Source organism: Microbacterium sp. NPDC055312, assembly GCF_053645675.1.
This window is the reverse complement of the sequence record NZ_JBSHMU010000004.1, coordinates 162,420-185,899: the sequence shown is the minus strand read 5'-3', so window position 1 is coordinate 185,899 and position 23,480 is coordinate 162,420. Positions and strand designations below refer to the sequence as shown.

The 23,480-nt window shown below is 70.7% G+C and carries 19 protein-coding genes and 1 riboswitch; of the genes, 1 reads left to right on the top strand and 18 read right to left on the bottom strand.

Annotated features, from left to right (window positions below; all coding sequences use genetic code 11):
• The first annotated feature begins 475 nt into the window (after positions 1-475).
• Positions 476-1,726 carry a CoA transferase gene (locus ACWIDW_RS12080; RefSeq protein WP_454125560.1) on the top strand — a complete coding sequence of 417 codons (1,251 nt, stop codon included), beginning with the start codon at positions 476-478 and terminating at the stop codon, positions 1,724-1,726.
• Here ACWIDW_RS12080 and ACWIDW_RS12075 read toward each other — a convergent pair.
• The 18 genes from ACWIDW_RS12075 to ACWIDW_RS11990 form a co-directional block, all read right to left on the bottom strand.
• On the bottom strand, positions 1,635-2,477 hold the full coding sequence (locus ACWIDW_RS12075) for a DUF4184 family protein (RefSeq protein ID WP_454125559.1): 843 nt from the start codon (positions 2,475-2,477) through the stop codon (positions 1,635-1,637). The two genes, ACWIDW_RS12080 and ACWIDW_RS12075, sit on opposite strands and share 92 nt — an antisense overlap.
• A 23-nt stretch (positions 2,478-2,500) precedes the next feature.
• Complete coding sequence (locus ACWIDW_RS12070; RefSeq protein WP_454125558.1) at positions 2,501-4,036, bottom strand: MFS transporter; 1,536 nt, start codon at positions 4,034-4,036, stop codon at positions 2,501-2,503.
• A 94-nt stretch (positions 4,037-4,130) separates the two neighbouring features.
• Complete coding sequence (tyrS, locus tag ACWIDW_RS12065) at positions 4,131-5,432, bottom strand: tyrosine--tRNA ligase (RefSeq protein ID WP_454125557.1); 1,302 nt, start codon at positions 5,430-5,432, stop codon at positions 4,131-4,133.
• A gap of 28 nt (positions 5,433-5,460) precedes the next feature.
• On the bottom strand, positions 5,461-6,210 hold the full coding sequence (locus tag ACWIDW_RS12060; protein ID WP_454125556.1) for a hypothetical protein: 750 nt from the start codon (positions 6,208-6,210) through the stop codon (positions 5,461-5,463).
• Positions 6,207-6,851: a SatD family protein gene (locus tag ACWIDW_RS12055; protein WP_454125555.1), complete on the bottom strand. Its 645-nt coding sequence runs from the start codon at positions 6,849-6,851 to the stop codon at positions 6,207-6,209. Before ACWIDW_RS12055 ends, ACWIDW_RS12060 begins: the two co-directional genes overlap by 4 nt.
• 107 nt (positions 6,852-6,958) lie before the next feature.
• On the bottom strand, positions 6,959-8,380 hold the full coding sequence (argH, locus tag ACWIDW_RS12050) for an argininosuccinate lyase (RefSeq protein WP_454125554.1): 1,422 nt from the start codon (positions 8,378-8,380) through the stop codon (positions 6,959-6,961).
• The gene (gene argF / locus ACWIDW_RS12045; protein ID WP_454125553.1) at positions 8,377-9,312 is read right to left on the bottom strand and encodes an ornithine carbamoyltransferase; all 936 of its coding nucleotides are present in this window, start codon (positions 9,310-9,312) and stop codon (positions 8,377-8,379) included. The genes argH and argF overlap by 4 nt, the downstream gene beginning before the upstream one ends.
• The gene (locus tag ACWIDW_RS12040; protein WP_454125552.1) at positions 9,309-10,550 is read right to left on the bottom strand and encodes an acetylornithine transaminase; all 1,242 of its coding nucleotides are present in this window, start codon (positions 10,548-10,550) and stop codon (positions 9,309-9,311) included. The genes argF and ACWIDW_RS12040 overlap by 4 nt, the downstream gene beginning before the upstream one ends.
• Complete coding sequence (gene argB, locus ACWIDW_RS12035; RefSeq protein WP_454125551.1) at positions 10,543-11,445, bottom strand: acetylglutamate kinase; 903 nt, start codon at positions 11,443-11,445, stop codon at positions 10,543-10,545. The genes ACWIDW_RS12040 and argB overlap by 8 nt, the downstream gene beginning before the upstream one ends.
• Positions 11,442-12,599, bottom strand: coding sequence for a bifunctional glutamate N-acetyltransferase/amino-acid acetyltransferase ArgJ (gene argJ, locus ACWIDW_RS12030; RefSeq protein ID WP_454125550.1), 1,158 nt, complete (start codon positions 12,597-12,599; stop codon positions 11,442-11,444). Before argJ ends, argB begins: the two co-directional genes overlap by 4 nt.
• Positions 12,596-13,666, bottom strand: a complete 1,071-nt coding sequence (argC, locus tag ACWIDW_RS12025) for an N-acetyl-gamma-glutamyl-phosphate reductase (RefSeq protein ID WP_454125549.1) — start codon at positions 13,664-13,666, stop codon at positions 12,596-12,598. The genes argJ and argC overlap by 4 nt, the downstream gene beginning before the upstream one ends.
• Positions 13,667-13,987: 321 nt before the next feature.
• Positions 13,988-16,114, bottom strand: a complete 2,127-nt coding sequence (locus tag ACWIDW_RS12020; protein WP_454125548.1) for a bifunctional hydroxymethylpyrimidine kinase/phosphomethylpyrimidine kinase — start codon at positions 16,112-16,114, stop codon at positions 13,988-13,990.
• Complete coding sequence (gene thiM, locus ACWIDW_RS12015) at positions 16,111-16,974, bottom strand: hydroxyethylthiazole kinase (protein ID WP_454125547.1); 864 nt, start codon at positions 16,972-16,974, stop codon at positions 16,111-16,113. Before thiM ends, ACWIDW_RS12020 begins: the two co-directional genes overlap by 4 nt.
• A riboswitch (TPP riboswitch) is annotated at positions 16,966-17,059 on the bottom strand. (Overlaps the previous gene by 9 nt.)
• A gap of 47 nt (positions 17,060-17,106) precedes the next feature.
• Positions 17,107-18,078, bottom strand: coding sequence for an NAD-dependent epimerase/dehydratase family protein (locus ACWIDW_RS12010; RefSeq protein WP_454125546.1), 972 nt, complete (start codon positions 18,076-18,078; stop codon positions 17,107-17,109).
• 129 nt (positions 18,079-18,207) lie between these two features.
• The gene (pheT, locus tag ACWIDW_RS12005; RefSeq protein WP_454125545.1) at positions 18,208-20,748 is read right to left on the bottom strand and encodes a phenylalanine--tRNA ligase subunit beta; all 2,541 of its coding nucleotides are present in this window, start codon (positions 20,746-20,748) and stop codon (positions 18,208-18,210) included.
• Positions 20,748-21,788: a phenylalanine--tRNA ligase subunit alpha gene (gene pheS, locus ACWIDW_RS12000; protein ID WP_454125544.1), complete on the bottom strand. Its 1,041-nt coding sequence runs from the start codon at positions 21,786-21,788 to the stop codon at positions 20,748-20,750. Before pheS ends, pheT begins: the two co-directional genes overlap by 1 nt.
• Before the next feature lie 97 nt (positions 21,789-21,885).
• Positions 21,886-22,803, bottom strand: a complete 918-nt coding sequence (locus ACWIDW_RS11995) for an amino acid ABC transporter permease (protein ID WP_454125543.1) — start codon at positions 22,801-22,803, stop codon at positions 21,886-21,888.
• The gene (locus ACWIDW_RS11990) at positions 22,800-23,456 is read right to left on the bottom strand and encodes an amino acid ABC transporter permease (protein ID WP_313356553.1); all 657 of its coding nucleotides are present in this window, start codon (positions 23,454-23,456) and stop codon (positions 22,800-22,802) included. Before ACWIDW_RS11990 ends, ACWIDW_RS11995 begins: the two co-directional genes overlap by 4 nt.
• Between the last annotated feature and the right edge of the window lie 24 nt (positions 23,457-23,480).

Below are 23,480 nucleotides of genomic sequence, written 5' to 3'. Positions count from 1 at the left end.
CAAGTGCACGCTGTTGAGTTCTCAAGGATCGGACGCACCCGCACACCCACCCCAACAGGGCGAGAAGCGCAGGGCAACTTCACAATCGTATGTCTCCCCGACCAGGCAGTCAAATCCGACACGCCGAAAAGATCAAAGTGAAGACATCCACCACCTCGTACCCGAGGCAGCCGCTCCAGCCTAACCCATCCGACGAGACTGTCAAATCGACAACCCCGACAGGGATGACCACACTCCCCGGGCCAAAGACCCGCACCACGAACCGAAGCCCATGACACTGGAGGTGGGTGGTTCGCTACTTGGAGGGGAGCCAGGCCCTTCAGGCCTTCCGCTCAACCGCTTGGGGCGAACAAGTAATAAGTTACGCCGATCCCACACATCCGGCAAATCACCACCCACCCCCGGGCGTGTCGCGGCGCACCCGACCACCCGGATCGCCCGTGTTCGCCCTGCTTTCCGGGCGTAGTGTCGGCACATGCAGCAGATGGCACCCCGGCATCCCGTCCCGCTGTCCTCCCGGCTGGCGGCGGGTGAGCTCGCGTGGCGGAGTGTCTGCGCCGTGGGCGCGGCGCTCTCCCGCGATGACGTCGCGCTGCCCGACCCCGACCGGGTCGCGGCCGCCTATCGCAGCGACCGGCATCTGCTCGTCGACGGCGAGGCGCCCGACGTCTGGTCGCCTCTGTCGCGGTTCTGGCGCACGGCCGATGGCTGGGTCCGCACCCACGGCAACTATCCGCATCACGCATCCGCGCTCCGGGTCGGCCTCGGGCTGCCGCCGGACGCCTCGCCGGAGGACGTCTCCATCAGGCTGACGACCATGGCGGCCGGCGAGGCCGGCCGAGACATCACCGGGGCGGGCGGACTGTGCGTGGTCGTGCACCGCGAAGATCTGCAGCGTGACGCGATGCTTCGAGAGCGTCCGCTCGTGCAGACGCGGCGCATGGCGGACTCCCCCGCGCGTCCACTGCCGTCGGACTCGATGACCGCTCCCCTCGCCGGTGTGCGCGTGCTCGACCTCACCCGGGTGATCGCCGGCCCCGTGGCCACCCGCACGCTCGCCTTCGCGGGAGCGGACGTGCTGCGTCTCGATCCGCCCCACATTCCCGAACCCGACTGGCAGCACTTCGACACCGGACACGGCAAGCGCTCCGCGCTGCTCGACGTGACGCGGGAAACATCCCGCCTGCACAGGCTGCTCACCGATGCCGACGTCGTCGTGCTCGGCTACCGTCCGACGGCGATGCGCCGGCTCGGTCTGTCAGCCGAGCTGCTCGCCGAACGGCATCCGCACCTCGTCATCGCCCAGCTGAGCGCGTGGCCGGGTGCGGACTCACCGCGCGGCTTCGACAGTCTGGTGCAGGCCGAATCCGGCATCTCTTGGCTCGAATCGGCCGACGGATCCACGCCCGGCGCCCTGCCCGCTCAGGTGCTGGATCATTCCGCCGGCTATCTGCTCGCCGCCGCGATCACGGACGCCCTGCATCGGCGCGCACGGAGCGGCGGCTGCTGGTGCGTGCGCACCTCTCTGCGCAGAGTGGCTGCGGAGCTGCTCGGGATGCCGCGCGGCGAGCATCCGATGGTGCCGGCAGCCACCCCGGTGCTCACGCAGGACTTCGAAGTGGCAGGCCGCGTCGTCACCACTGTCGCTCCTGCGGTGCGCTGGCCCGGGTCGCCGGAGTGGTTCGCGCCCCCTCGTCCGTGGGGCGGGGACCCCGCCGAATGGTGACGATCAGAACGCACAGTCCGAGGGTCAGCGCTCCCCACAGGCCCGATGCGGCAGGCAGGGTGCGATAGGCCAGCTGCTGCAGCGTGACGTCGGGCCCGGATGCCGCTGACCCGAGCATCCACGCGGCGCCGAGCAGGGCGGGCAGCGCCAGCATCCACAGCCACCGCAGCCACCCGGGGGCGCGGTGCGACAGCGATCTCGCCGTGCGCTGCCGCAGCCACTGCAGCGCGAACCCGGCGAGCAGCAGCAGCCCGATGACGCTCGAGCCGTGCTGCAGCCACTTGTACCCCGGCAGCGGTCCCCACATCTGCTGCAGCGCGGGGAGCGCCTCGACGCCCCAGCGACCGTCGTGAGTGAACAGATCCCAGACGATGTGCGAGAGCACTCCGAGCACGAGTGACGCCCCGAGCAGCCACGGCCCGGCCCGGCCCCCGCGCCCGCGGACCGCATCCCGTGCTGTCGCCGGCCCGGAGAGCGCCCACTCCGCCGGCAGGCGCCGCGCGAGGGCGGCCGGTGCGAGGGCGACGAGCCCCGGCCGCAGCACCACCCGCCAGATCAGCAGCAGCACGAGCGCGATCAGCGCCGTGTACACGACGTTCGCCGCCGAGTGCGTGAACAGGTATCCCGGGCCGAGGCTCCGCGTGAACAGCGGCAGGTCGGGGGTCATCGCCCCGATCGCGAGGGCGGCCGGCACCAGCCGTGTGCGCAGCAGCGGCAGGGCCACGACGGCGTGACTGGGCGTGAACGGCATGCGGTCTCCAGGCGGGGCGCGGCTCAGACGTCGGTCGGCCGCTCGCGCGCGTCCGCGCCGTCGGTCTCGGCGCCGACCACGGCGAGCGGCATCGTGCTGGTGTCGATGAGCGGGTTCTCGTCCTGCCCGGCCACGAGCTCCTCGGCCTCGGCCTCGCTCTCGACCGTCGGCACCGAGCCCAGCAGCGGCCGCTGCGCGGTCTCGCGCATGGTCAGCAGAGCGATCCCGCCCAGAGCGGCGAAGAACATGATGTAGAACGCGGGCATGTAGATGTTGCCGGTCAGCTCGATCAGCGCCTGACTGAACAGCGGCGTGGTGCCGCCGAACAGCGACACCGCGAGGTTGTACGCGATGGCCATCGCGCCGAACCGCGACGCCGTGGGGAACAGCGCGGGCAGGGCCGAGGCCGATATCGCGACGTAGAACGCGACCGGGACGGCGACCATGGCCAGGGCGATCATGACCGCCCACTCGGTGCCGATCTGCATGACGGCGAAGGCGGGCAGCATGAGCACGATCGTCGATCCGACGGCGATGCCGTACACCGGGCGGCGGCCGATCCGGTCGGACAGCCGGCCGATCAGCGGCAGGCACGCGCTCATCACGATGAGCACCGGCACGGTCGCCAGCGCCGCCATGAGGTTCGACACGCCCACCTCGGTCTCGAGGTAGGTCGGCATGTAGCTGGTGAGGGCGTACCCGGCGGTGTTCGTCGCCGATACGAGGGCGATGCCGATGAGGATCTCGCGCCAGTAGTGGCGGAAGATCCCCGCGACCCCCTGCCGCGCCATGGGGTCGTCGGCGTCGGCGCGATTCAGTCCGGCGCTCTCCTCGGCCTCGTAGGCCGGGGTCTCGGGGATGCGCAGTCGGAACCAGATCGCCACCGCGCCGAGCGGGATGGCGACGAGGAACGGGATGCGCCAGCCGTACTCGGTCATGGCGTCGGGACCGGACAGGCTCTGCGTGATCCAGGTGGTCAGCGCCACGACGCTGGCTCCGGCCGCGAAGCCGACGTACGAGCCGACGTCGAGGAACGACGACCAGTAGCCGCGGCTGCGGTCGGGTGAGAACTCGGAGACGTAGGTGGTCGCACCGGCGTACTCGCCGCCGGTCGAGAAGCCCTGCACCATCTTCAGCAGGTACAGCGGGATGATCGCCCACAGCCCGATCTGCGCCGAGGTGGGCAGCACGCCGATCAGACCGGTCGCCGCCGCCATCATCGCCATCGTGACGAACAGCACGCGCTGACGGCCGATGCGATCGCCCAGCGGCCCGAGCACGAGCCCGCCCAGCGGGCGCACGAGGAACGAGATCGCGAAGCCGAGCAGGGTGATCAGCAGCCCCCACGCGCCCGGCAGGTCGCCGGTGAAGACGACGGCGAGCGTGACGGCGAGGTAGCCGTAGACCCCGAAGTCGAACCACTCCATGAAGTTGCCGACGACGGTACCGGAGATCGCCGTTCTCAGACGGCTCTTGCGGACGACCAGAACGTCATCGACCTGCAGCCGGCGGGTGGCGCGGCGCGGGACGGTACGGCGGACATGTGCTTCCTTGGGCAAGGGGACCAGCTCCTCGAGTGCTTGCGGACAGCGTCAGCTGTCCGATGCTACTGCAGGCCCGCACCGCTGAGCTGGGTCACCACGCCGAACGGGCTCAGTTCACGAAGACGCCCGCGAGGGTCTTCTTTCCGCGGCGCAGCACCGAGACACCACCGGGCAGCGTGCCCTGGACTGTGGTCTCGTCGTCGACGACCTTCGCGCCGTCGAGCATGACGCCGCCCTGTGCGATGGCGCGTCTCGCCTCGGACGCACTGGCGACCAGACCGGTCGCGACGAGCGCCTCGACCACGGATGCTCCGGCCGGCACGGTCGCGTTCGGCAGCTCGCCGAGAGCCGTGCGCAGCGTCGCCGGGTCGAGCTCGCTCAGGTCGCCCTGCCCGAACAGCGCCTCCGACGCGGCGATCACCGCGGCCGTCGCCTCGACGCCGTGCACCGTGGCGCACACCTCGAGGGCGAGACGCTTCTGCGCCGCACGGCGGAACGGCTCGCTCTCGACGAGAGCGGCGTACTCCTCGATCTCGGCGCGAGTCAGGAACGTGAAGACCTTGAGCCGCTCGATCACGTCGGCGTCGGCGGTGCTGAGCCAGAACTGGTACATCCGGTACGGGCTGCACATGTCGGCGTCGAGCCAGACCGCGTTGCCCTCGCTCTTGCCGAACTTCGTGCCGTCGCTGTTGGTGATCAGCGGCGTGCCGATGGCGTGCGCCGAGACGCCCTCGACACGGTGGATGAGGTCGGTTCCGCTGGTGAGGTTGCCCCACTGGTCGCTGCCGCCGGTCTGCAGCACGCAGTCGTACGAGCGGTACAGCTCGAGGAAGTCCATGCCCTGCAGGATCTGGTAGCTGAACTCGGTGTAGCTGATGCCGGCATCCGAGTTCAGCCGCGCTGCCACGGCGTCCTTCTTGAGCATCGTGCCGACGCGGTAGTGCTTGCCGATCTCGCGCAGGAAGTCGATGGCGCTCATCGGCGCCGTCCAGTCGAGGTTGTTCACCATGCGGGCGGCGTTGTCGCCCTCGAAGCTGAGGAAGCGCTCGACCTGCGCGCGCAGCCGTTGCACCCACTCCTCGACCGTCTCGCGCGTGTTGAGCGTGCGCTCGGCCGTGGGTCGCGGGTCGCCGATCAGACCCGTCGAACCGCCGACGAGACCGAGGGGCTTGTGGCCGGCGAGCTGAATGCGGCGCAGGGTGAGCAGCTGCACCAGGTTGCCCAGGTGCAGGCTCGGCGCGGTCGGGTCGAATCCGCAGTAATAGGTGATCGGGTCCCCGGCGAGAAGGGCGCGCAGCGCCTCCTGATCGGTGGACACGTGGACGAGGCCGCGCCACAGCAGCTCGTCCCACACGTTCTCGAACGTGGGGTCGAGCGCCACGGGGGCGGTCGTCAGAGCGGGATTCGACACGTGTTCCAGGCTATCAGCGGCGCTGAAGTCAGCTGTGCACGCCCCACCACAGCACGAAGGCCGCTCCGAGCGCGACGACCCAGCTGACCAGGCTGCCGACGAGGAAGTACTCGGCGCGCGCACCGGTCTCGCCGTCTTTCGAGATCTCGGGGAAGCGGACGATGCCCTTCGCCGCGAGCATCGCCGCCAGCAGCGAATAGGCCGCAGCGAGGGTCAGGACGACGACGAGCAGCCTCTCGAGAGGGCCGATCAGCCGGCCGCCCTGGAATCCGGTGGTCGCCTGCTGCGGCTGGCGCAGCTGACCCCCGCGGAAGCGCCCGCCGGACTCCACCGGCCGCCAGGTGCCCTCGCGGTCGAGCGCGGCGCGCACGATGAGGTTGCCCGACTCGGTGACGACGAGCAGCACGCCGACGGCGAGCACGGCGGCGTCGAAGCCGATCTCCCCCTCGGGCGACGGCAGCCGCCAGATCGATCCGATGAGCCCCGGGGCGTCGCGCTCGGGCATCAGCGCCGTGGTCGCGGCGGTCAGCACGGCGAGCAGGACGGCCGGCCAGAAGGAGGCTGCGCCAGAGGCATGCAGCGGCATCGACCGCACCCAGGCGGCGCCGACGACGATCGCGATCGCGGCGGGGACGATCGCGTCGCTGAGTCCTCCGGTCGCCGCGATCGCTGCGACCAGCACCAGCAGGAGCACGATCCGCGCCACCCTGCGAACGGCGAATCGACGGATGAGATCAGCGCCACCGACCGCGACGAGGCAGAGACCGGCGATGATCATGCCCGCTCCTGTGCCAGCAGGGCCAGGCCGTCGAGCAGTGCCGCGGCACCCGAACTGCGCAGCGCCTTCGACACCGCCGGCTGCGTGATGCCCTCCTGCTCGGCGAGCGCGCTCTGCGACAGCCCACCGATGCGCCCGTAGGCCAGGCGACGCTCGCGCTCGGTCATCCGCACGACGATCGTGTCGCGCGCCAGCAGATAGGCGTTGCCCATCGTCACCTGAGAGTCCATGACCTCATCCTGCCCGGGGGCTGCGACGATCCAGCTGCGCGCGGTCGGCACGGTCCGCGCCTGGCGCGCGTGCACGGTCTCGATCGCCTCGCGGGCGGCCCACCATCCCGGCCCGTCGGAGAGCTCACGGTGCGCGGACTCGATGGCGCGGATGTCGCCGACGCCGATCCCGTAGCGGAACTCGATGCCCTCGGGCAGGGCGAGCTGCAGCAGGAGCACCCCAGCCAGGGCATCGTCGAGACTGCGGTAGACGCCCTGCTGCTCGTCGCCGACCGTCGGCCGCAGCGGCTCGTCTGCGAGGGGATGCTCGTGCTGGACGCGCGCGATCGTCTCGTCGAACACCCGCTGGGCCTCGGCCCGGTCGCGGAGTCGACGTGAGCCGACGATGTCGGCGATCACTGCGACGACCATGGGATCACCGTAACACGAATATCCGAGAAATATGCGTCACATGGTTATAAGTCGCGGATATGCCTTCCGACGCCGTCACAGGCGTCGTCGACCAGCCCCCGACGGGCTCAGAGGCCGAGGGCGTGCGCGGCGGCCTGCGCCCGCGCGACGAGCTCGGCGCGCTGCTCGGTCACGCGGTCCGGAGCCGTGCCGCCGACACCCGAGCGCGATGCCACCGATCCCTCGATCGACAGCACCTCTCGCACCTCGGCGGTCAGGTGAGCGGACACCGAGCGCAGCAGCTCCTCATCCGCATCCTCGAGGCCGATGCCCCGCTCCTCGCAGGCGCGCACCAGCGCGCCCGAGATCTCGTGGGCGTCCCGGAACGGCACCCGGCGCTTGACCAGCCACTCCGCGACATCCGTCGCGAGCGAGAAGCCCTGCGGCGCGAGGGCCGCCATCCGCTCGGTGTCGAAGCGCAGCGTGGCGATCATGCCGGCGAACGCGGGCAGCACCACCTCGAGCGTCTGCACCGAGTCGAAGACGGGCTCCTTGTCCTCCTGCAGGTCGCGGTTGTACGCCAGCGGCAGGCCCTTGAGCGTCGCCAGCAGCCCGGACAGGTTGCCGATCAGCCGGCCCGACTTGCCGCGGGCGAGCTCGGCGATGTCGGGGTTCTTCTTCTGCGGCATGATGCTCGACCCGGTCGAGTACGCGTCATCGAGCGTGACGAAGCCGAACTCGCGCGTGTTCCAGAGGATGATCTCCTCGCTGAGCCTGGACAGGTCGATGCCGGTCATCGCGGCGATGAAGGCGAACTCCGCCACGACATCGCGGGCCGAGGTGCCGTCGAGCGAGTTCTCGGCCGGACGGTCGAGCCCGAGCTCGCGTGCCACGAGGGCAGGATCGAGGCCCAGGGTCGAGCCCGCGAGCGCTCCCCCACCGTACGGTGAGACTCCGGCGCGACGCCGCCAGTCGACGAGCCGCTCGAGCTCGCGCACGAGTGGCCAGGCGTGCGCCTGCAGGTGATGGGCCAGCAGCACCGGCTGCGCGTGCTGCAGGTGCGTGCGCCCCGGCAGTATCGCGCCGGGATGCGCTTCGGCCTGGGCGACCAGCGCGTCGATCACCCGCAGCAGGTGCTTCGCGATGATCCGGGCGTGGTCGATGAGGTACATGCGCACGAGCGTCGCGATCTGATCGTTGCGGCTGCGACCGGCGCGCAGGCGGCCGCCGATCTCGGCGCCGACCTCGGCGATGAGCGCCTTCTCGAGGGCGCCGTGCACGTCTTCGTCACCCGGGTCGGGCAGCAGCGTGCCGTCGGCGATCCGCGCGGCGAGCGCATCGAGTCCCTCGTGCATGATGCGGGCCTCGTCGGCCTCGAGGTATCCCGCGGCCTCCAGCGCCGTGGCGTGCGCGTGCGATCCGGCGATGTCGTACGGGGCGAGGATCCAGTCGAAGTGCGTCGACCGGCTCAGTTCGGCGAGCTCCGGCGAGGGACCTCCGGCGAAGCGTGCGCCCCAGAGGGCGCCGTCGTTCGTGCCGTTTCCGCTCATGCCGCCGCCTCCTGCTTGCCGAGCAGCCACACGAGCAGAGCCTTCTGCGCGTGCAGACGGTTCTCCGCCTCGTCCCAGACGACGCTCTGCGGTCCGTCGATCACCTCGGAGTCGACCTCGTAGCCGCGGTCGGCGGGCAGACAGTGGATGAAGACGGCATCCGGTGCCGCCTGCGACATGACCCCGGTGGTGACCTTGTACCCGCCGAGATCGCGCAGCCGCTCGATCTTCTCCTCCTCCTTGCCCATCGACACCCAGGTGTCGGTGACGACCACGTCGGCGCCGACGGCGGCCTCGCGCGGGTCGGAGATCAGGCTGAGGGAGCCGCCGGTCTGCGCCGCGCGGGCCTCGGCCGCAGCGACCACGTCGGCGCGAGGGGCGTAGGCCTCAGGCGAGGCGATGCGCACGTGCATCCCTGCGGTCACCCCGGCGAGCACGTACGAGTGCGCCATGTTGCTGCGCCCGTCGCCGAAGAACGACAGGGTGAGCCCCTTCAGGTCGCCCTTGTGCTCACGGATCGTGAGCAGGTCGGCCAGCAGCTGGCAGGGGTGGAAGTCGTCGGACAGCGCGTTGATGACCGGCACCCTGGTGCCGCGCGCCATCTCCTCCAGGCCCGCCTGGGCGTAGGTGCGCCACACGATCGCGGCGACCTGGCGCTCGAGCACGCGCGCGGTGTCGGAGGGTGTCTCCTTGCCGCCGAGCTGGCTGTTCGCCGTGGAGATGATCAGCGGCGATCCGCCCAGGTCGGCGATGCCCACCGCGAACGAGACGCGGGTGCGCGTGGACGACTTGTCGAAGATCACCGCGACCGTCTGCGGGCCGGCGAGGGCCTTGCTCGCCCAGCGGTCCTTCTTCAGCTCGAGGGCGAGGTCGAGGATCTCCGCCTGCTCGGCGGGGGTCAGGTCGTCGTCACGCAGCAGGTGGCGGGTCATGCGGAAGCCTCCGTGGGGGTCGTTGCGGTGTGTGCCTGAAGCGTCTCGTCGACGGCCGCGAGTGCGGCGGCGAAGCGCGTGACGAACGCGTCGACCTCGTCGTCGCCGATCGTGTAGGCGGGGGCGATGCGGATGACGTCGGCCGTGGGCGCGTTCACGATGAGTCCGCGCTCGTGCGCCGCCGCGCGGACCTCGGCGGCGACCGGTGCGGTGAGGTGGATGCCGATGAGCAGTCCCGCCCCCGTGGTGCCGCCGACCAGGGGCAGCGAGGACACCGCGTCGCGCAGCTGCGCTCCGCGCGCGGAGACGTTCTCGAGCAGGTTCTCGCTCTCGATGTGTCCGAGCACGGCGTTCGCCACGGCGCTCGCGAGCGGGTTGCCGCCGAAGGTCGAGTTGTGGGTGCCGGGGTAGAAGAGGTCGCTGGCCGCGCCGAACGTGATGAGCGCGCCGAGCGGGAACCCTGCCCCGATGCTCTTGGCCACGGTCACGGCATCCGGCGTGATGCCCTCGCGCTGGAACGCGAACCACTCCCCGGTGCGGCCGGAGCCGGTCTGCACCTCGTCGAGGATCAGCAGCGCGTCGTTCTCGGTGGCGAGCGCGCGCGCACGGGCGAGGAATCCGGCCGGCAGCTCGACGACGCCGGCCTCGCCCTGGATCGGCTCGACGATCATCGCCGCGACGGCGTGCGACGCGAACGCCGAATCGAGGCTCTCGATCGAGCGCTCGACGGTCACCACATCGGGGATCGCCGGCTGGAACGGGTCGCGGTACGCGGCCTTCGGCGTCAGCGACAGGGTGCCCATCGTGCGCCCGTGGAAGGCTCCCTCGACCACGAGGATCGTCGTGCGGGCCGTGCCCTCGGTCTCGGTGAAGCGCGCGCCGTGCAGTCGCGACAGCTTGATCGCCGTCTCGTTCGCCTCGGCGCCGGAGTTCGCGAGGTACACCCGCCCCTGCTCGCCGGTGCCGGCCAGGCGCTTCAGCCGAGCGGCGATCTCCAGCTGAGCCGGTGACGCGAAGTAGTTCGACACGTGCGACAGCGTCGCGGCCTGCCGTGAGACGGCGTCGACGAAGACCGGGTGCGCGTGCCCGAGGCAGTTCACCGCGATGCCGCCGAGGAAGTCCAGGTAGCGGTTCTCATCGGCATCCCACACCCACGAGCCCTCGCCGCGGGTGAGCAGCGCGAGGCGCCCGCCCAGGCTCATCAGATCGCGTGCGGCGTCATCGTTCCAGTCAGACATCCTTGACCACCTCTGTGCCGATTCCCTTGCTCGTGAACAGCTCGACGAGCACCGAGTGCGGCACCCGGCCGTCGATGATGGCGGCGGCGTCGACGCCGCCCTCGACGGCGTCGAGGCACGCCCGCATCTTCGGGATCATCCCCGACTCGAGGGTCGGCAGCATGTCGGCCAGCGCGCTCGAGGTGAGGTGCGAGACGAGGGAGTCGCGGTTCGGCCAGTCCGCGTAGAGACCCGGCACGTCGGTGAGGATCACCAGCTTGCGGGCGTCGAGCGCGACGGCGAGGGCGGATGCCGCGGCGTCGGCGTTCACGTTCAGCGACTGGCCGGGGTGGTCGAGGTCGGGGGCGATCGACGAGACGACCGGGATGCGCCCGGCGGCGAGGTGATCCAGCACCGGCGTGGGGTCGACCTGCACGACGTCGCCGACGCGGCCGAGGTCGACCTCTTCGCCGTCGATCATGACGCCACGACGACGACCGCCGAACAGACCGGCGTCCTCGCCGCTGAGACCGGTGGCGATCGGCCCGTGCGAGTTGATCTTCGCGACGAGCTGCGGGTTCACCTGCCCGGTGAGCACCATGCGCACGACGCTGATCGCCTCGGTGTTGGTGACCCGGTAGCCGCCCTTGAACTCGCTCGGGATGGCGAGCCGATCGAGCATGTTCGAGATCTGCGGGCCGCCGCCGTGCACGACGACGGGCAGCACTCCGACGTAGCGCAGGTAGGCGATGTCCTGTGCGAACGCCTCCTGCAGCTCATCGGAGACCATCGCGTTGCCGCCGTATTTCACGACGACGATCTGATCGCGGAACGTCTTCAGCCACGGCAGCGACTCGATGAGGGTGGCGGCCTTGACGGCCGCCTCTTCGGGTGGGGTGTCTTGGATGTCTGTCATGAGGCGTAGGCGCTGTTCTCGTGCACGTAGTCGTGGGTCAGGTCGTTGGTGAGAATGGTGGCGGTGGCATCGCCCATCTTCAGGTCGATCTCGATGTGCACCTCGCGGGGCGTCAGGTCGACCTCCTCGCGGGGGCGATCCGGGCCGCCCGCGGTGCACACGCGCACGCCGTTCATCGACACGTCGACGTCGTACGGGTCGAACTGGGCGGAGGTGGTGCCGATCGCGGCGAGCACGCGACCCCAGTTCGGGTCGTTGCCGAAGATCGCCGCTTTGAACAGGTTGTTCCGCGCGACCGACCGGCCGACCTCGACGGCCTCGGTCTCGGTGACGGCGCCCTTCACCTCGATCGCGATGCTGTGGCTCGCGCCTTCGGCGTCGGCCTGCAGCTGCGCGGCGAGATCACGGCACAGCTCGGTGAGCGCGGCGGCGAACTCGTCAAGATCGGGACGGATGCCGCTGGCGGCGTTCGCGAGCAGCGTGACCTGATCGTTGGTCGACATGCATCCGTCCGAGTCGAGTCGGTCGAAGCTGACGGCGGTGGCCCTGCGCAGCGCCGCGTCGGCCTCGGATGCCTCGAGATCGGCGTCGGTGGTGAGCACGACGAGCATGGTCGCGAGCCCCGGTGCGAGCATGCCCGCGCCCTTGGCCATGCCGCCGATGGTCCAGCCGTCACGGCTGACCACGGCGGTCTTCGGCACGCTGTCGGTCGTCATGATGGCCGCCGCCGCATCGTCGCCGCCGTCGGCGCTGAGTGCACCGATGCCGCGCTCGACGCCGTCGAGCACCTTCCCGCGGAACACCTCGTCGCCGGTGCCGATGAGGCCGGTCGAGCACACGAGCACGTCGCCCGCGCTGACTCCGAGCAGCTCGGCTGCCTTCTCGGCGGTGAGGTGGGTGGTCTGGAAGCCGAAGGCGCCGGTGAAGCAGTTGGCTCCCCCGGAGTTCAGCACGACGGCCTCGACCACCCGATCCGCGATGACCTGCTGCGACCAGATGATCGGGTTCGCCTTGGCCCGGTTGGTGGTGAAGACGGCGGCGCCGATCTTGCGGGGGCCGCGGTTGACGACCACCGCGACGTCGGGCTTGCCGGTGCTCTTCAGGCCTGCGGCGACTCCGGATGCTTCGAATCCCTGGGGGGCGGTGACGCTCACGGCGCGACTCCGTTCACGGTGAGGGCGCGGCCTTCGGGCAGGCCGAGCGCGATGTTCATGGACTGCACGGCGGCGCCGGCCGTGCCCTTGACGAGGTTGTCGACGGCGGTGATGACCGTCACCCGGTTCGCCGCGCGGTCGATGGCGAGGCCCATCAGCGCGATGTTCGCGCCGAGGACGTCGGCGGTGCGGGGGAAGCGGCCTTCGGGAAGCAGCTGCACGAACGTCTCGTCGCCGTACGCGCTCTGCCACGCGTCGCGGATCTGAGCATCGGTGGCGCCCGCGACGATCGGCGCGGTGGAGGTGGAGAGGATGCCCCTGGCCATCGGCACGATCACGGGAGTGAACGAGATGCGGATGTCGTCGGCACGAGCCCCATTGGGTCCCTGAGCCTGCCGAAGGGCCGCGAGCGCCTGACGGATCTCGGGGATGTGCCGGTGCGTGCCGCCGACCGCGTACGGGTTGGCCGTGCCGAGGATCTCGCTGCCCAGCAGATTGGTCTTCAGGCTCTTGCCTGCGCCGGACGGACCGACGGCGAGCACGCTGACGATGTCGGACGGGTCGATCACCCCTGCCGCGACGCCTGGTGCGAGGCTGAGGCTCACCGTGGAGGCGTTGCAGCCCGGCGCGGCGATCCGGCGGGCGCCGCGCAGGTTGTCGCGCTGCTTGCCGGCGGCGGTGAGCAGCTCGGGAACACCGTAGGCCCACGGCTCGTGGAAGGCACCGCCGTAGAAGGCATCCCACGCGTCCCGCGAGGTCAGCCGGTGGTCGGCGCCGGCGTCGATGATGAGGGGCACGTCGCCCAGGGCATCCGTGTACTGCCCCGACTGACCGTGCGGCAGGGCGAGGAAGACGACGTCGTGCCCGGAGAGGATCTCGGGGGTGGTGTCCTGCAGCGTCAGATGCGCGAGGGAGCGCAGGTGCGGCTGGTGATCGATGAGGGGCTGGCCGGCGTTGGAGTGCGCGGTCACGGTGCGGATCTCGATGTCGGGATGGGCGGCGAGAAGCCGCAGGATCTCGCCTCCCGCATAGCCGGATGCGCCGGAGACGGCGACGGAGTACGTCATGCTTCTACCTTAACGGTCGGTGCTCGGTCGGCCCCGACGATGACGCGGGGCGCGAGCGCTGAATGGGCCGGGGCGGCGACGATTGCGGTCCCGAGCCCGACATGGGTCCCTGAGCCCCACATGGGTCCCTGAGCCCCACATGGGTCCCTGAGCCTGTCGAAGGGCGGAGAGCGCGGTCGCCTAGAGTCGGCGGCTGCGTCGTCGTCGCACAGGAGCGACGCTGAAGACGAGCGTCTGCGAGGGCGGTGCGACCGGGGGCATGCGGCGACAGTATCGCCGAGGGCTCGGCATCCGCAAATCCGCACCCTCGGCGACCCGTTGTCAGCGGATGTCGAAGAACGCCCGCTCGTGCTCCGACGAGACGACGAACGCACGGTGCATGCGCTGCGTGAGCCGGTCGTCGGCACTCGCCGCCGCGGCGGTGACGAAGCCGATGGCGCGTTCGTTCGCTTCGGCGAAGCCGGGTTCGGCGTACGTCGCCAGCCACGACGCGTACGGATGCCGCGGATCGAGCGCCTGCGAGCCGAGCTCCCCCGCGTGCAGCCGTGCGCCGAGGTCGGTGTACAGCCAGAAGCAGGGAAGCACTGCGGCGATCAGGGTCGCGTACTCCCCCGAGAAGGCCGCCGCACGCAGGTGATCGAGGTAGGCGGTGGTCACCGCACTGGGCTCGGCGTCGAACGTCTGCGCGCTGACGCCGGTCCGGGGTGTCAGCCACGACGCGTGCAGCTCGAGCTCGCCGACGATGCACTCTTGCGCCGAGGCGGCCCAGAACGCCTGCTCGGCCGGGGTGGGCGCCAGACGTGCAGCCTCCGCGAGCACGCGGGAGTACTCCCGCAGGTACAGGGCGTCCTGCGCGAGGTAGACGACGAACCGCTCGCGATCGAGCGAGCCGTCGGCGAGCGCGCGGATGAACGGCAGCGAGTCGATGTCTCGTCGGACCGCGGCGACGCTGCTCCACCAGTCGTCGCGGATCTCCTCGGCTGTCGGGCGGGTGTCCAGACCGCCGCGCTGCCACAGTCCGGCGAAGTGATTCACGGGTCCGTGTCCGCGCCCCACAGCCAGGGTGTCGGCCGCGCGCAGCGATTCCCGCAGCCAGGCGCGAGCCTCGCGCAGGGCATCCGGCCAATCCCGCCCTGTCGCGTGCAGAGCGGCGAGCGCCGACGAGAGCGAGCATCCGGTGCCGTGCGTGCTGGTCGTGTCGATGCGGGGGCCGTCGAACGCGGCGATGACCCCCTCCGGCCCGACGAGGGCGTCCGGCGCCGTCGGGCCGCCGAGGTGACCGCCCTTAGCGAGCACGAGTGCTCCCGTTTCGGTCGACAACTGCTGCGCGGCGACCAGCGCGTCGTCCCAGCCGCGGATACCCCGCCCGGCCAGCACGGCGAGCTCGTCGAGATTCGGCGTGATCACGTCTGCCAGGGCGGCGAGTCCGCGCAGCGCGGTCTCGGCCCGCGTGTCGAGCAGACGGTCGCCGCTGGTGGCGACCATCACCGGGTCGAGCACGACCGTCGCGGGGCGGTGCGCCCGCAGCCAGTCGGCGACGGTGTCGATGATCTCGGCGTCCGCCAGCATCCCGATCTTCACCGCGTCGATCGCGATGTCGTCCGAGAGAGCGTTCAGCTGCGCACGCAGGAACGCGGCCGGCGGCACGTGCACATCGTGCACGCCGCGAGTATTCTGCACGGTCAGGGCGGTCACCGCGGCCATCCCGTATCCGCCGTGCGCGGCGATCGACTTGAGATCGGCCTGGATCCCCGCGCCGCCGGACGGATCGCTGCCCGCGATGCTGAGCACACGCGGGGCGGTGCGCGCCGCCCAGCGCCGCCGGAAGTCCCGCGCTGCCCGGCGGGCGTCGGGTGCGGCGCAGATGGCGGAGACGACCGCGATCCCCGCAGCCCCCGCCTCGCGCAGCGCCGCGGCGTCGTCGATCCGGATGCCGCCGATCGCCACGACCGGCACCGGGCTCTCGGCGGCGAGCGCGCGCAGTCCGTCGATGCCGAGAGCGGGCGGGTGGTTCGCCTTGGTGCTGGTAGGCCGGATCACTCCGATGCCGACGTAGTCGACGGTGCCGTTCGGCAGGGCGCGCACGGCGTCGAGGTGGGCGGGTGTGTTCGCGGTGAGGCCGATCAGTGCATCCGGCCCGAGCAGGCGCCGTGCCTCGGCGACCGGCATGTCCGACTGCCCGACGTGCACTCCGTCGACTCGCGCTCCGCGCCGTCGAGCCTCGAGGGCGGCCTCGACCCTATCGTCGACGACGAGCAGCGCCCGCCCGGCGAGCACGTCGCTGAGAACGACGAGCTGCTCGACGACCGACTCGTCCGACGCGCTCTTGTCGCGCAGCTGGACGACGCTCACCCCGCCCGCGACGGCCTCGCGGACGGTGTCGACGACGCCACGGTCACCGCACAGCTCCGGATCGGTGACCAGATGGATCGACAGATCGCGGGTCATCTCGAGGCCTCTTCGACAGGCGCGCCCTGCTCGTCGACACGTGCCTCGGCGGTGATGTCGGTCGGGTCGATCCCGGCGAGGGCGTCGAGCAGGCCCACCGCGAAGCTTCCGGGGCCGTCGGCGACGCGGGCGGCGTGCTCGGCCGCCAGCGTGTACACGAGGGTCGCCGCGGCCACCGCGTCCAGCGCATCCGCGTCGGTGTGGCGGGCGGCACCGAGGAAGGCGGCCATGAGCGCGCCGAGCGCGCAGCCGCCGCCGGTAACACGGGTGAGGAGGGCGTCGCCGTTCGCGATGCGGATCACGCGTGCGCCGTCGGTGAGCAGATCCACCGGTCCGGAGACGGCGACCACCGCACCGGATCGCGCGGCCAGGGCATGAGCCGCGTCGAGCGCGGCATCCGGAGCATCCACGGCATCCACCCCTCGCCCGCCCGCACCGGCGCCGGCCAGCGCGAGGATCTCGCTGGCGTTGCCGCGCACCGCCGTCGGGCGCATGCCCACCAGCTCGGCCGCGAGTGCGGTGCGCACCGGGAGCGCGCCGACGGCGACCGGGTCGAGGACCCACGGCGTGCCTGCGTCGGTCGCACCGGCGACGGCTTCGAGGCTCGCCGCGCGCTGCTCGGGCGACGGCGTGCCGAGATTGATCAGCAGCCCCGAGGCGATTCGGGCGAACATCCCCGCCTCTCCGACGATGTCGACCATCGCCGGCGACGCGCCGGTGGCGAGGAGGACATTCGCCGTGAAGCCGGTGACGACCGCATTCGTGATGCAGTGCGTGAGCGGCGGAGCCTGCCGCACGCGGGCGAGCAGCTCGGCGGCGACCGCCGGGATACGGGTGGATGGGCAGAAGCGATCGCTCATGGGCGACATCCCTTCGCTAGTACGAACTAGATCAGGTTCGACGGGTGTGTTCTCAGCCGCGGATGCGGCACCCCGTGTCACTGCCGGAGAGTCTAGCGAGGCGGTCGGCCGGCACCGCTCATCCCGCCCGTGTCAGGACGACGTCAGCCGGTCGATGAGCGCGAGTTCGTCGTCGCGACCGAGCCCCGCGCGCCGCTCGCGCTCGAGTCCGCGGGCGCGCTCATCATCGAGCACGGCCCGGATCGTCTGCCCCAGCGGGCGGAACGAGCCGCCTGCCGCGCGGTACGCGGTGTTGTCGCGGCGCATGAACCCGGGAATGTCGGCGGGCAGCCAGAGCGGCAGCGACCGCTCCCCCGTCCAGTACTGCACGCCGTGCGCCTCGAGCCACTCGTCGCTCGCCTCGAGCATCTCCCCGGTGTGGCCGGCGGCGGCGCGGATGCCGCCGAGCAGCTCGACGAGGGGATGCACGTCTCCGATCGCGTTGACGATGCCGTGGCGCAGCCCGGCGGTGAGGAAGGCGGCCAGGTCGTCGACGTCGATCACCTGAGCGGAGCGTCCGGCAAGCTCCGGCACGAGCACGGGTTCGATGCCCGCTCGCGCGAACGCGGCCGCCCAGTACCCGAAGCGGTCACTGGGGTCGCCCGCGCCGACGATGAGTCCGGGGCGCACGATGAACGCGCGCTCGGCGAGCGTGATCACCGCGTCTTCCGCCGCGACCTTCTGGGCCGCGTAGTCGTACTCGTCACCGGGCTGGGCGGGCGCGTGCCTGGCGCCCGACTCGTCGAGCCCGTCCGTCACGTCATCGGAGTACACCGACATCGACGACACGTACGTCCAGTGCGCGGCGCTGTCGCCGAGCGCGTCGACGGCCATGGCTGTGTGGTCGGCGCGGGAGGAGATGTCGACGACCTCGTCCCACTTCCGGTCGCGCAGCTCGTCGAACACGTGCGGGTCGTCGCGATCGCCGGGGAGCAGGGTCGTGCCCTCGGGTGCCGGTCGCGCGCCGCGTGCCAGACAGGTCACCTCGGCGCCGGCATCCCGCCACCGCCGCGCGATCCGCCCAGAGAGCCACCCTGTTCCACCGAGCACGAGAACCTGAGTCATTCGGCCATGACAGCACCGTCGCCCGATGAGGGGAAGCGATTCCGCTCAGAGCAGACGACCGGCGACGCGCAGACGAGAACGCCGCAGCCCTCCTGAGCCGATCGGCTCAGGAGGGCTGCGGCAGGGAGATCAGTCGCGGATGCTCGCGCCGAACCGCTCGGCGGCGACGGCGACACCGGCGAGCTTCGCCTCGGTCGCCTCAGCCGCGGTGAGGGTGCGGTCGGATGCCCGGAACCGCAGCGCGAAGCTGAGGCTCTTCCGCCCCTCGGCCAGCCCGTCACCGCGGTAGTCGTCGACGAGACGTGCGGACTCGAGCAGATCGCCGGCGCCCTCGACGAGCGCGGCGCGGACCTCGGATGCCGGAACCTCGACGCCGACCACGAGAGAGACGTCCTGCGTCGCGGCGGGGAACGTCGACAGCGACTCGGCCACGACGCGGTGACCGGCGAGAGTCAGCACGCGGTCGAGATCGAGCTCGAGCACGTACGCGCGCCCGGGCAGATCAGCGTCGGCCGACACCTGCGGATGCAGCTCGCCGACGTAACCGACCTGCTCGCCGCCCACGTTCAGCGCGCCGGCGCGGCCGGGGTGCAGTGCTGCACGCCGGGTTTGGGCGACCTCGATCTCGACGCCCGCGGCGACTGCGATCACGCGAACCGCGTCGAGCGCATCGGACAGATCGACGTGCTCGGCGGCGCGACCCGGCTGCCGCGAGGTGATGTTGCCCGTCAGCACCGCCGAGACGAGGCGCGGCTGCGGCGGGATCGACGCGTTGAGCTCGGCGAGCGTCTCGTCGGACGGGCGCTGTCCCAGCGGCGGGATGACCTCGGTGCCGTACGTGACGCCCTCCTCGGGCGCGAACACCGAGCCGACCTCGAACAGCGCCAGGTCGACGAGTCCGCGCGAGATGTTGCGATGCGCGGTCTGCAGCAGACCGGGCACCAGCGAGCGGCGCAGGAACCCCGCCTGCCCGTCGAGCGGGTTGGCGAGGCGGATGCTGGGAAGGTGGGCTCCGGAGGCCGAGCCGTGCAGGTCGTTGTTCTCCTCGGACGTGAACGGGAACGAGGGGGTCTCGACGAAACCTGCCGCGGCGAGAGCGTCCGCCACGCGCTTGCGGCCCTGCTGCAGCGCCGTGTAGCCGCGGCCGGACGGCGGGGTCGGCAGGATCGACGGGATGCGGTCGAGCCCGTGGATCCGCGCGATCTCCTCGACGAGCGTCCACTTGTCGGTCAGGTCGCGTCGCCAGCTCGGCGGGATGACGAACCATCCACCGTCGGCCTCCGCGACCTCGGCGCCGATCATCTCGAGCGCGCCGACGATCTCCTCATCGGTGTAGTCGACACCGATGACGCCCTGCGTGAAGCCGCGGGGCAGGTCGATACCCGCGATCTCGACCTCGGTGTAGAGGGCGCCGCCCTCGTCGGTCAGCCTTCCGCCGGCGAGCTCGACCATGAGGTCGGCCACGCGGCGGGCGGCCACGAACGGGATCAGCGGGTCGACGCCGCGCTCGAAGCGCTTGGACGCCTCGCTGGGCAGCTTGTGCCGTCGAGCCGTGCGGGCGATGGTGACCGGGTCGAAGGTGGCCGCCTCGATGAGCACGTTGCGGGTCGCATCGCTCATCTCGGTCGTGCCGCCGCCCATCACGCCGGCGAGGCCGATCGGACCGGATCCGTCGGTGATCAGCAGATCCTCGACGTGCAGCGCGCGGTCCTGGCCGTCGAGCGTCGTCATCCGCTCGCCGTCGGTCGCACGACGCACGACGATGCCGCCCTGCAGCTTGTCGAGGTCGTAGCCGTGGATCGGGTTGCCGAGTTCGAGCATCACGTAGTTGGTGATGTCGATGAGGATGCCCAGTGTGCGCATGCCGGCCAGCGCCAGCCGCGCGATCATCCACGGCGGAGTGGGGCGCGACGGGTCGACGTCCCGAACGACACGCGCGACGAACTCCGCGGCTCCCACCGCTCCGCGGATGGGCGCCGAGTCCTCCACGCGGATCTCGAACCCGGATCCGGGCTGCAGCTCTACGAAGTCGCGCTCGGCCGGATCGCGGAACTCGCCGCCGGTGGCGTGCGAGTACTCGCGGGCGAGGCCGCGCAGCGAGAACGCGTAGCCACGGTCGGGCGTGACGTTCACGTCGACGGCGAAGTCGTCGAGGTGCAGCAGCGCGATGGCATCCGCCCCGACCTCCGGGTCGAGACCGAGCGTCGAGAGCACGATGATGCCGTCGTGCTCGTCACCGAGACCCAGCTCGCGGGCCGACGCGATCATGCCGTCGGAGACGTGGCCGTAGGTCTTGCGCGCCGAGATAGGGAAGGGCCCGGGCAGCACGGCGCCGGGCAGGCTCACCACGACCTTGTCGCCGACGACGAAGTTGTGCGCGCCGCAGACGATGCCCCGCACATCCCGATCACCGCCGCCTGCGGCGGTCTGGGTCCCTGAGCCCGTCGAAGGGCCGACGTCGACCTGACACCAGTTGATCGTCTTGCCGTTCTTCTGCGGCTCGGGCTCGACCGAGAGCACCTGCCCCACGACGACGGGGCCGGAGATCTCGAAGCGGTGGATGTCCTCCTCTTCGAAGCCGACCGACACGAACGAGGCAAGCACGTCCTCAGCCGTGGCATCCGGTGCCACATCGACGTACTCGCGCAGCCACGAGATCGGAACGCGCATCACACCACCATCCCGAACTGCTCGCTGAAGCGCACATCGCCCTCTGCCATGTCGCGCATGTCCTTCACATCGCTGCGGAACATCAGGGCCCGCTCGACGCCGATGCCGAACGCGAACCCGCTGTACACCTCGGGGTCGATCCCCGCCGCGCGCAGCACGTTCGGGTTGACCATGCCGCAGCCGCCCCATTCGATCCAGCGCGCGCCGCCGGTGAAGGTCGGGTGCCACAGGTCGAACTCCGCGGAGGGCTCGGTGAACGGGAAGTAGTTGGTGCGCAGACGCGTCTTCGCCTCGGCGCCGAACAGCTGCTTCGCCAGGTGGTCGAGCGTGCCCTTCAGGTGCGCCATCGTGATGCCCTTGTCGACGACGAGACCCTCCACCTGGGTGAACACCGGCAGGTGGGTCGCGTCGAATTCGTCGGTGCGGTAGACCCGGCCGGGGCACAGCACGTAGATGGGGACCTCGCGGTCGAGCATCGAGCGCACCTGCACGGGGCTGGTGTGCGTGCGCATCACCAGGTGGCGCGAGGTCGGGTCGACGTAGAAGGTGTCCTGCTCCTGGCGGGCGGGGTGATCCTGGTCGAAGTTCAGCGCGTCGAAGTTGAACCACTCGTGCTCGAGCTCGGGTCCCTCTGCGACCTCCCACCCCATGCCGACGAAGATGTCGCTGATCTGCTCCTGCATGAGCGGCAGCGGGTGTCGCGCGCCGACGCGGGAGCGCGACGCGATGGCGGTGATGTCGACGCGCTCGGCTTCGAGGCGAGCAGCGGTCTCGGCCTCGGCGAGTTCGGTCTCCCTGGCGGCGAGGGCCTGGGTCACGCGGGCCCGGCCCTGCCCGATCAGCTTGCCGAACGCGGCCTTGTGCTCGGGTGCGACCTGACGCATCGACGCGTTCAGGACGGCCAGCGGCGAGCCCTCGGCGACGTGATCGTGGCGGGCCTGCTTCAGCGCTGCGGTGTCGGCGGAAGCGGCGATCGCGGCCAGCGCCGCCTCGACCGCGGCCTCGACCGCTTCGGGAGTGATTTCGGGAGACTCTGACACGAGAGAAGAGTCTACCGGCGCGCCGGTGACCGACCCGTCCGCGGGGAACGAGGAAGGCGCCCCCGGACCGGGGACGCCTTGCTCGATGATGCCGCTGTCAGATCTGCGTCGAATCGAAGCGTCCGCGACCCTTCTGCATGGCGATGACCTCGGTCACCGTCGACTCGTCGCGCATGCGAGGGTCAGCACCGGCATCCGGAGTGTAGCCCTTCAGCTTCGGCGAGTGCCGGGTCTTGACCTCGACCCACTTCGCCACGCCGGCGAGGATCAGGCAGAGCAGGATGTAGATGCCGCCGATGACGAACGCGGACTGCAGGATGGGCCGGCCCTGCTGCGAGCTGAGCAGCTTCGCGTAGTACAGCAGCTCGGGGTAGGTGATGATGAAGCCGAGCGCGGTGTCCTTGAGGGTGACGACCAGCTGGGCGACGATCACCGGCAGCATGGCCCGCACCGCCTGCGGCAGCAGGATGAGGCGCATGACGCCGCTCTTGCGCAGGCCGATCGCGTATCCGGCCTCCTTCTGCCCCTTGGGCAGCGACTCGATGCCGGCGCGCAGCGCCTCGGCCAGCACGGAGCCGTTGTAGACCATGAGGCCGATGACGACCGCCCAGTACGGGTCCATGTCGACGCCGAGGACGGGCAGGCCGTAGTACAGCAGCATCATGAACACGAGCACCGGCACGGCGCGGAACAGCTCGATGATGACGCCCACCGGGATGCGCACCCAGGCGTGGTCGGAGACGCGGCCGATGGCGAGCACGAAGCCGAGGATGAGACTCAGCACGGCGGCGAGCGCGAAGGCGCCGAGGGTCTTGCCCAGGGCTCCGAAGATGCCATTCCAGACGTTGGCGAAGGTGAAGACGTACCACTTCTGCGGCTCGAACTGGCCGGTCGTGTACATCCGGAAGACGACGAAGCCGATCGCAGCCAGCACGACGAGGATCGTGATGACGGCGAGGATGCGGTTGCGAACGATCGCCCGGGGGCCGGGGACGTCGTAGAGCACTGAGGTCATCGTGCGATCCTCCACTTGTTCTCGAGGTGGCGCTGCACTGCGCTCATCGCGAGCACGAGCACCACGAACACGACGGCGACCCAGAGCAGGACCTCCATCGGGTTGCCCGGACGCCCCGGCGCGTCGTTGATGGTGGCGCGCAGCGCCGCGAGCTCGGCGATCGAGAAGCCGGCGGCGACGGTGGTGTTCTTGAGCAGGGCGATGAAGACGCTCATCATGGGCGGGACCACCGAGCGGAACGCCTGCGGAAGCACGATCAGGGTCATGACCTGCCCGAACGGGAGCCCGATCGCGCGTGCGGCCTCGGCCTGGCCGACCGGCACGGTGTTGATACCGGCTCGAAGCACCTCGGCGACATAGGTGGCGGTGTAGATGCCGATGGCCAGGATGCCGAGCACGGTGTTCGACAGGTCGGGAAGCCCGAGCTGCGGGTAGCCGAACACGAAGAAGAAGAAGACCAGCGTGAGCGGGGTGTTGCGGACGATGTTCACGTACGCCGTGCCCACGCCGCGGGCGATCGGCACCGGCGAGACGCGCATCGCGCCGACGATGATGCCGAGCACGAGGGCGATCAGCCCGCCGACGAAGAACACCAGCAGCGTGTTCGCGATCGCCCCACCCCAGAGGTCGAGGTTTCCGAAGATGACGTCCACGCCGTCTTCCCTTCTCAGGATGTG

Excerpts from the sequence above, each read along its gene's own strand:
- ACWIDW_RS12080 (WP_454125560.1), top strand. The coding sequence starts at position 476 with ATGCAGCAGATGGCACCCCGGCATCCCGTCCCGCTGTCCTCCCGGCTG.
- ACWIDW_RS12075 (WP_454125559.1), bottom strand. The coding sequence starts at position 2,477 with ATGCCGTTCACGCCCAGTCACGCCGTCGTGGCCCTGCCGCTGCTGCGC.
- ACWIDW_RS12060 (WP_454125556.1), bottom strand. The coding sequence starts at position 6,210 with ATGATCATCGCCGGTCTCTGCCTCGTCGCGGTCGGTGGCGCTGATCTC.
- ACWIDW_RS12055 (WP_454125555.1), bottom strand. The coding sequence starts at position 6,851 with ATGGTCGTCGCAGTGATCGCCGACATCGTCGGCTCACGTCGACTCCGC.
- argH (WP_454125554.1), bottom strand. The coding sequence starts at position 8,380 with ATGAGCGGAAACGGCACGAACGACGGCGCCCTCTGGGGCGCACGCTTC.
- argF (WP_454125553.1), bottom strand. The coding sequence starts at position 9,312 with ATGACCCGCCACCTGCTGCGTGACGACGACCTGACCCCCGCCGAGCAG.
- ACWIDW_RS12040 (WP_454125552.1), bottom strand. The coding sequence starts at position 10,550 with ATGTCTGACTGGAACGATGACGCCGCACGCGATCTGATGAGCCTGGGC.
- argB (WP_454125551.1), bottom strand. The coding sequence starts at position 11,445 with ATGACAGACATCCAAGACACCCCACCCGAAGAGGCGGCCGTCAAGGCC.
- argC (WP_454125549.1), bottom strand. The coding sequence starts at position 13,666 with ATGACGTACTCCGTCGCCGTCTCCGGCGCATCCGGCTATGCGGGAGGC.
- ACWIDW_RS12020 (WP_454125548.1), bottom strand. The coding sequence starts at position 16,114 with ATGACCCGCGATCTGTCGATCCATCTGGTCACCGATCCGGAGCTGTGC.
- thiM (WP_454125547.1), bottom strand. The coding sequence starts at position 16,974 with ATGAGCGATCGCTTCTGCCCATCCACCCGTATCCCGGCGGTCGCCGCC.
- ACWIDW_RS12010 (WP_454125546.1), bottom strand. The coding sequence starts at position 18,078 with ATGACTCAGGTTCTCGTGCTCGGTGGAACAGGGTGGCTCTCTGGGCGG.
- pheT (WP_454125545.1), bottom strand. The coding sequence starts at position 20,748 with ATGCGCGTTCCGATCTCGTGGCTGCGCGAGTACGTCGATGTGGCACCG.
- ACWIDW_RS11995 (WP_454125543.1), bottom strand. The coding sequence starts at position 22,803 with ATGACCTCAGTGCTCTACGACGTCCCCGGCCCCCGGGCGATCGTTCGC.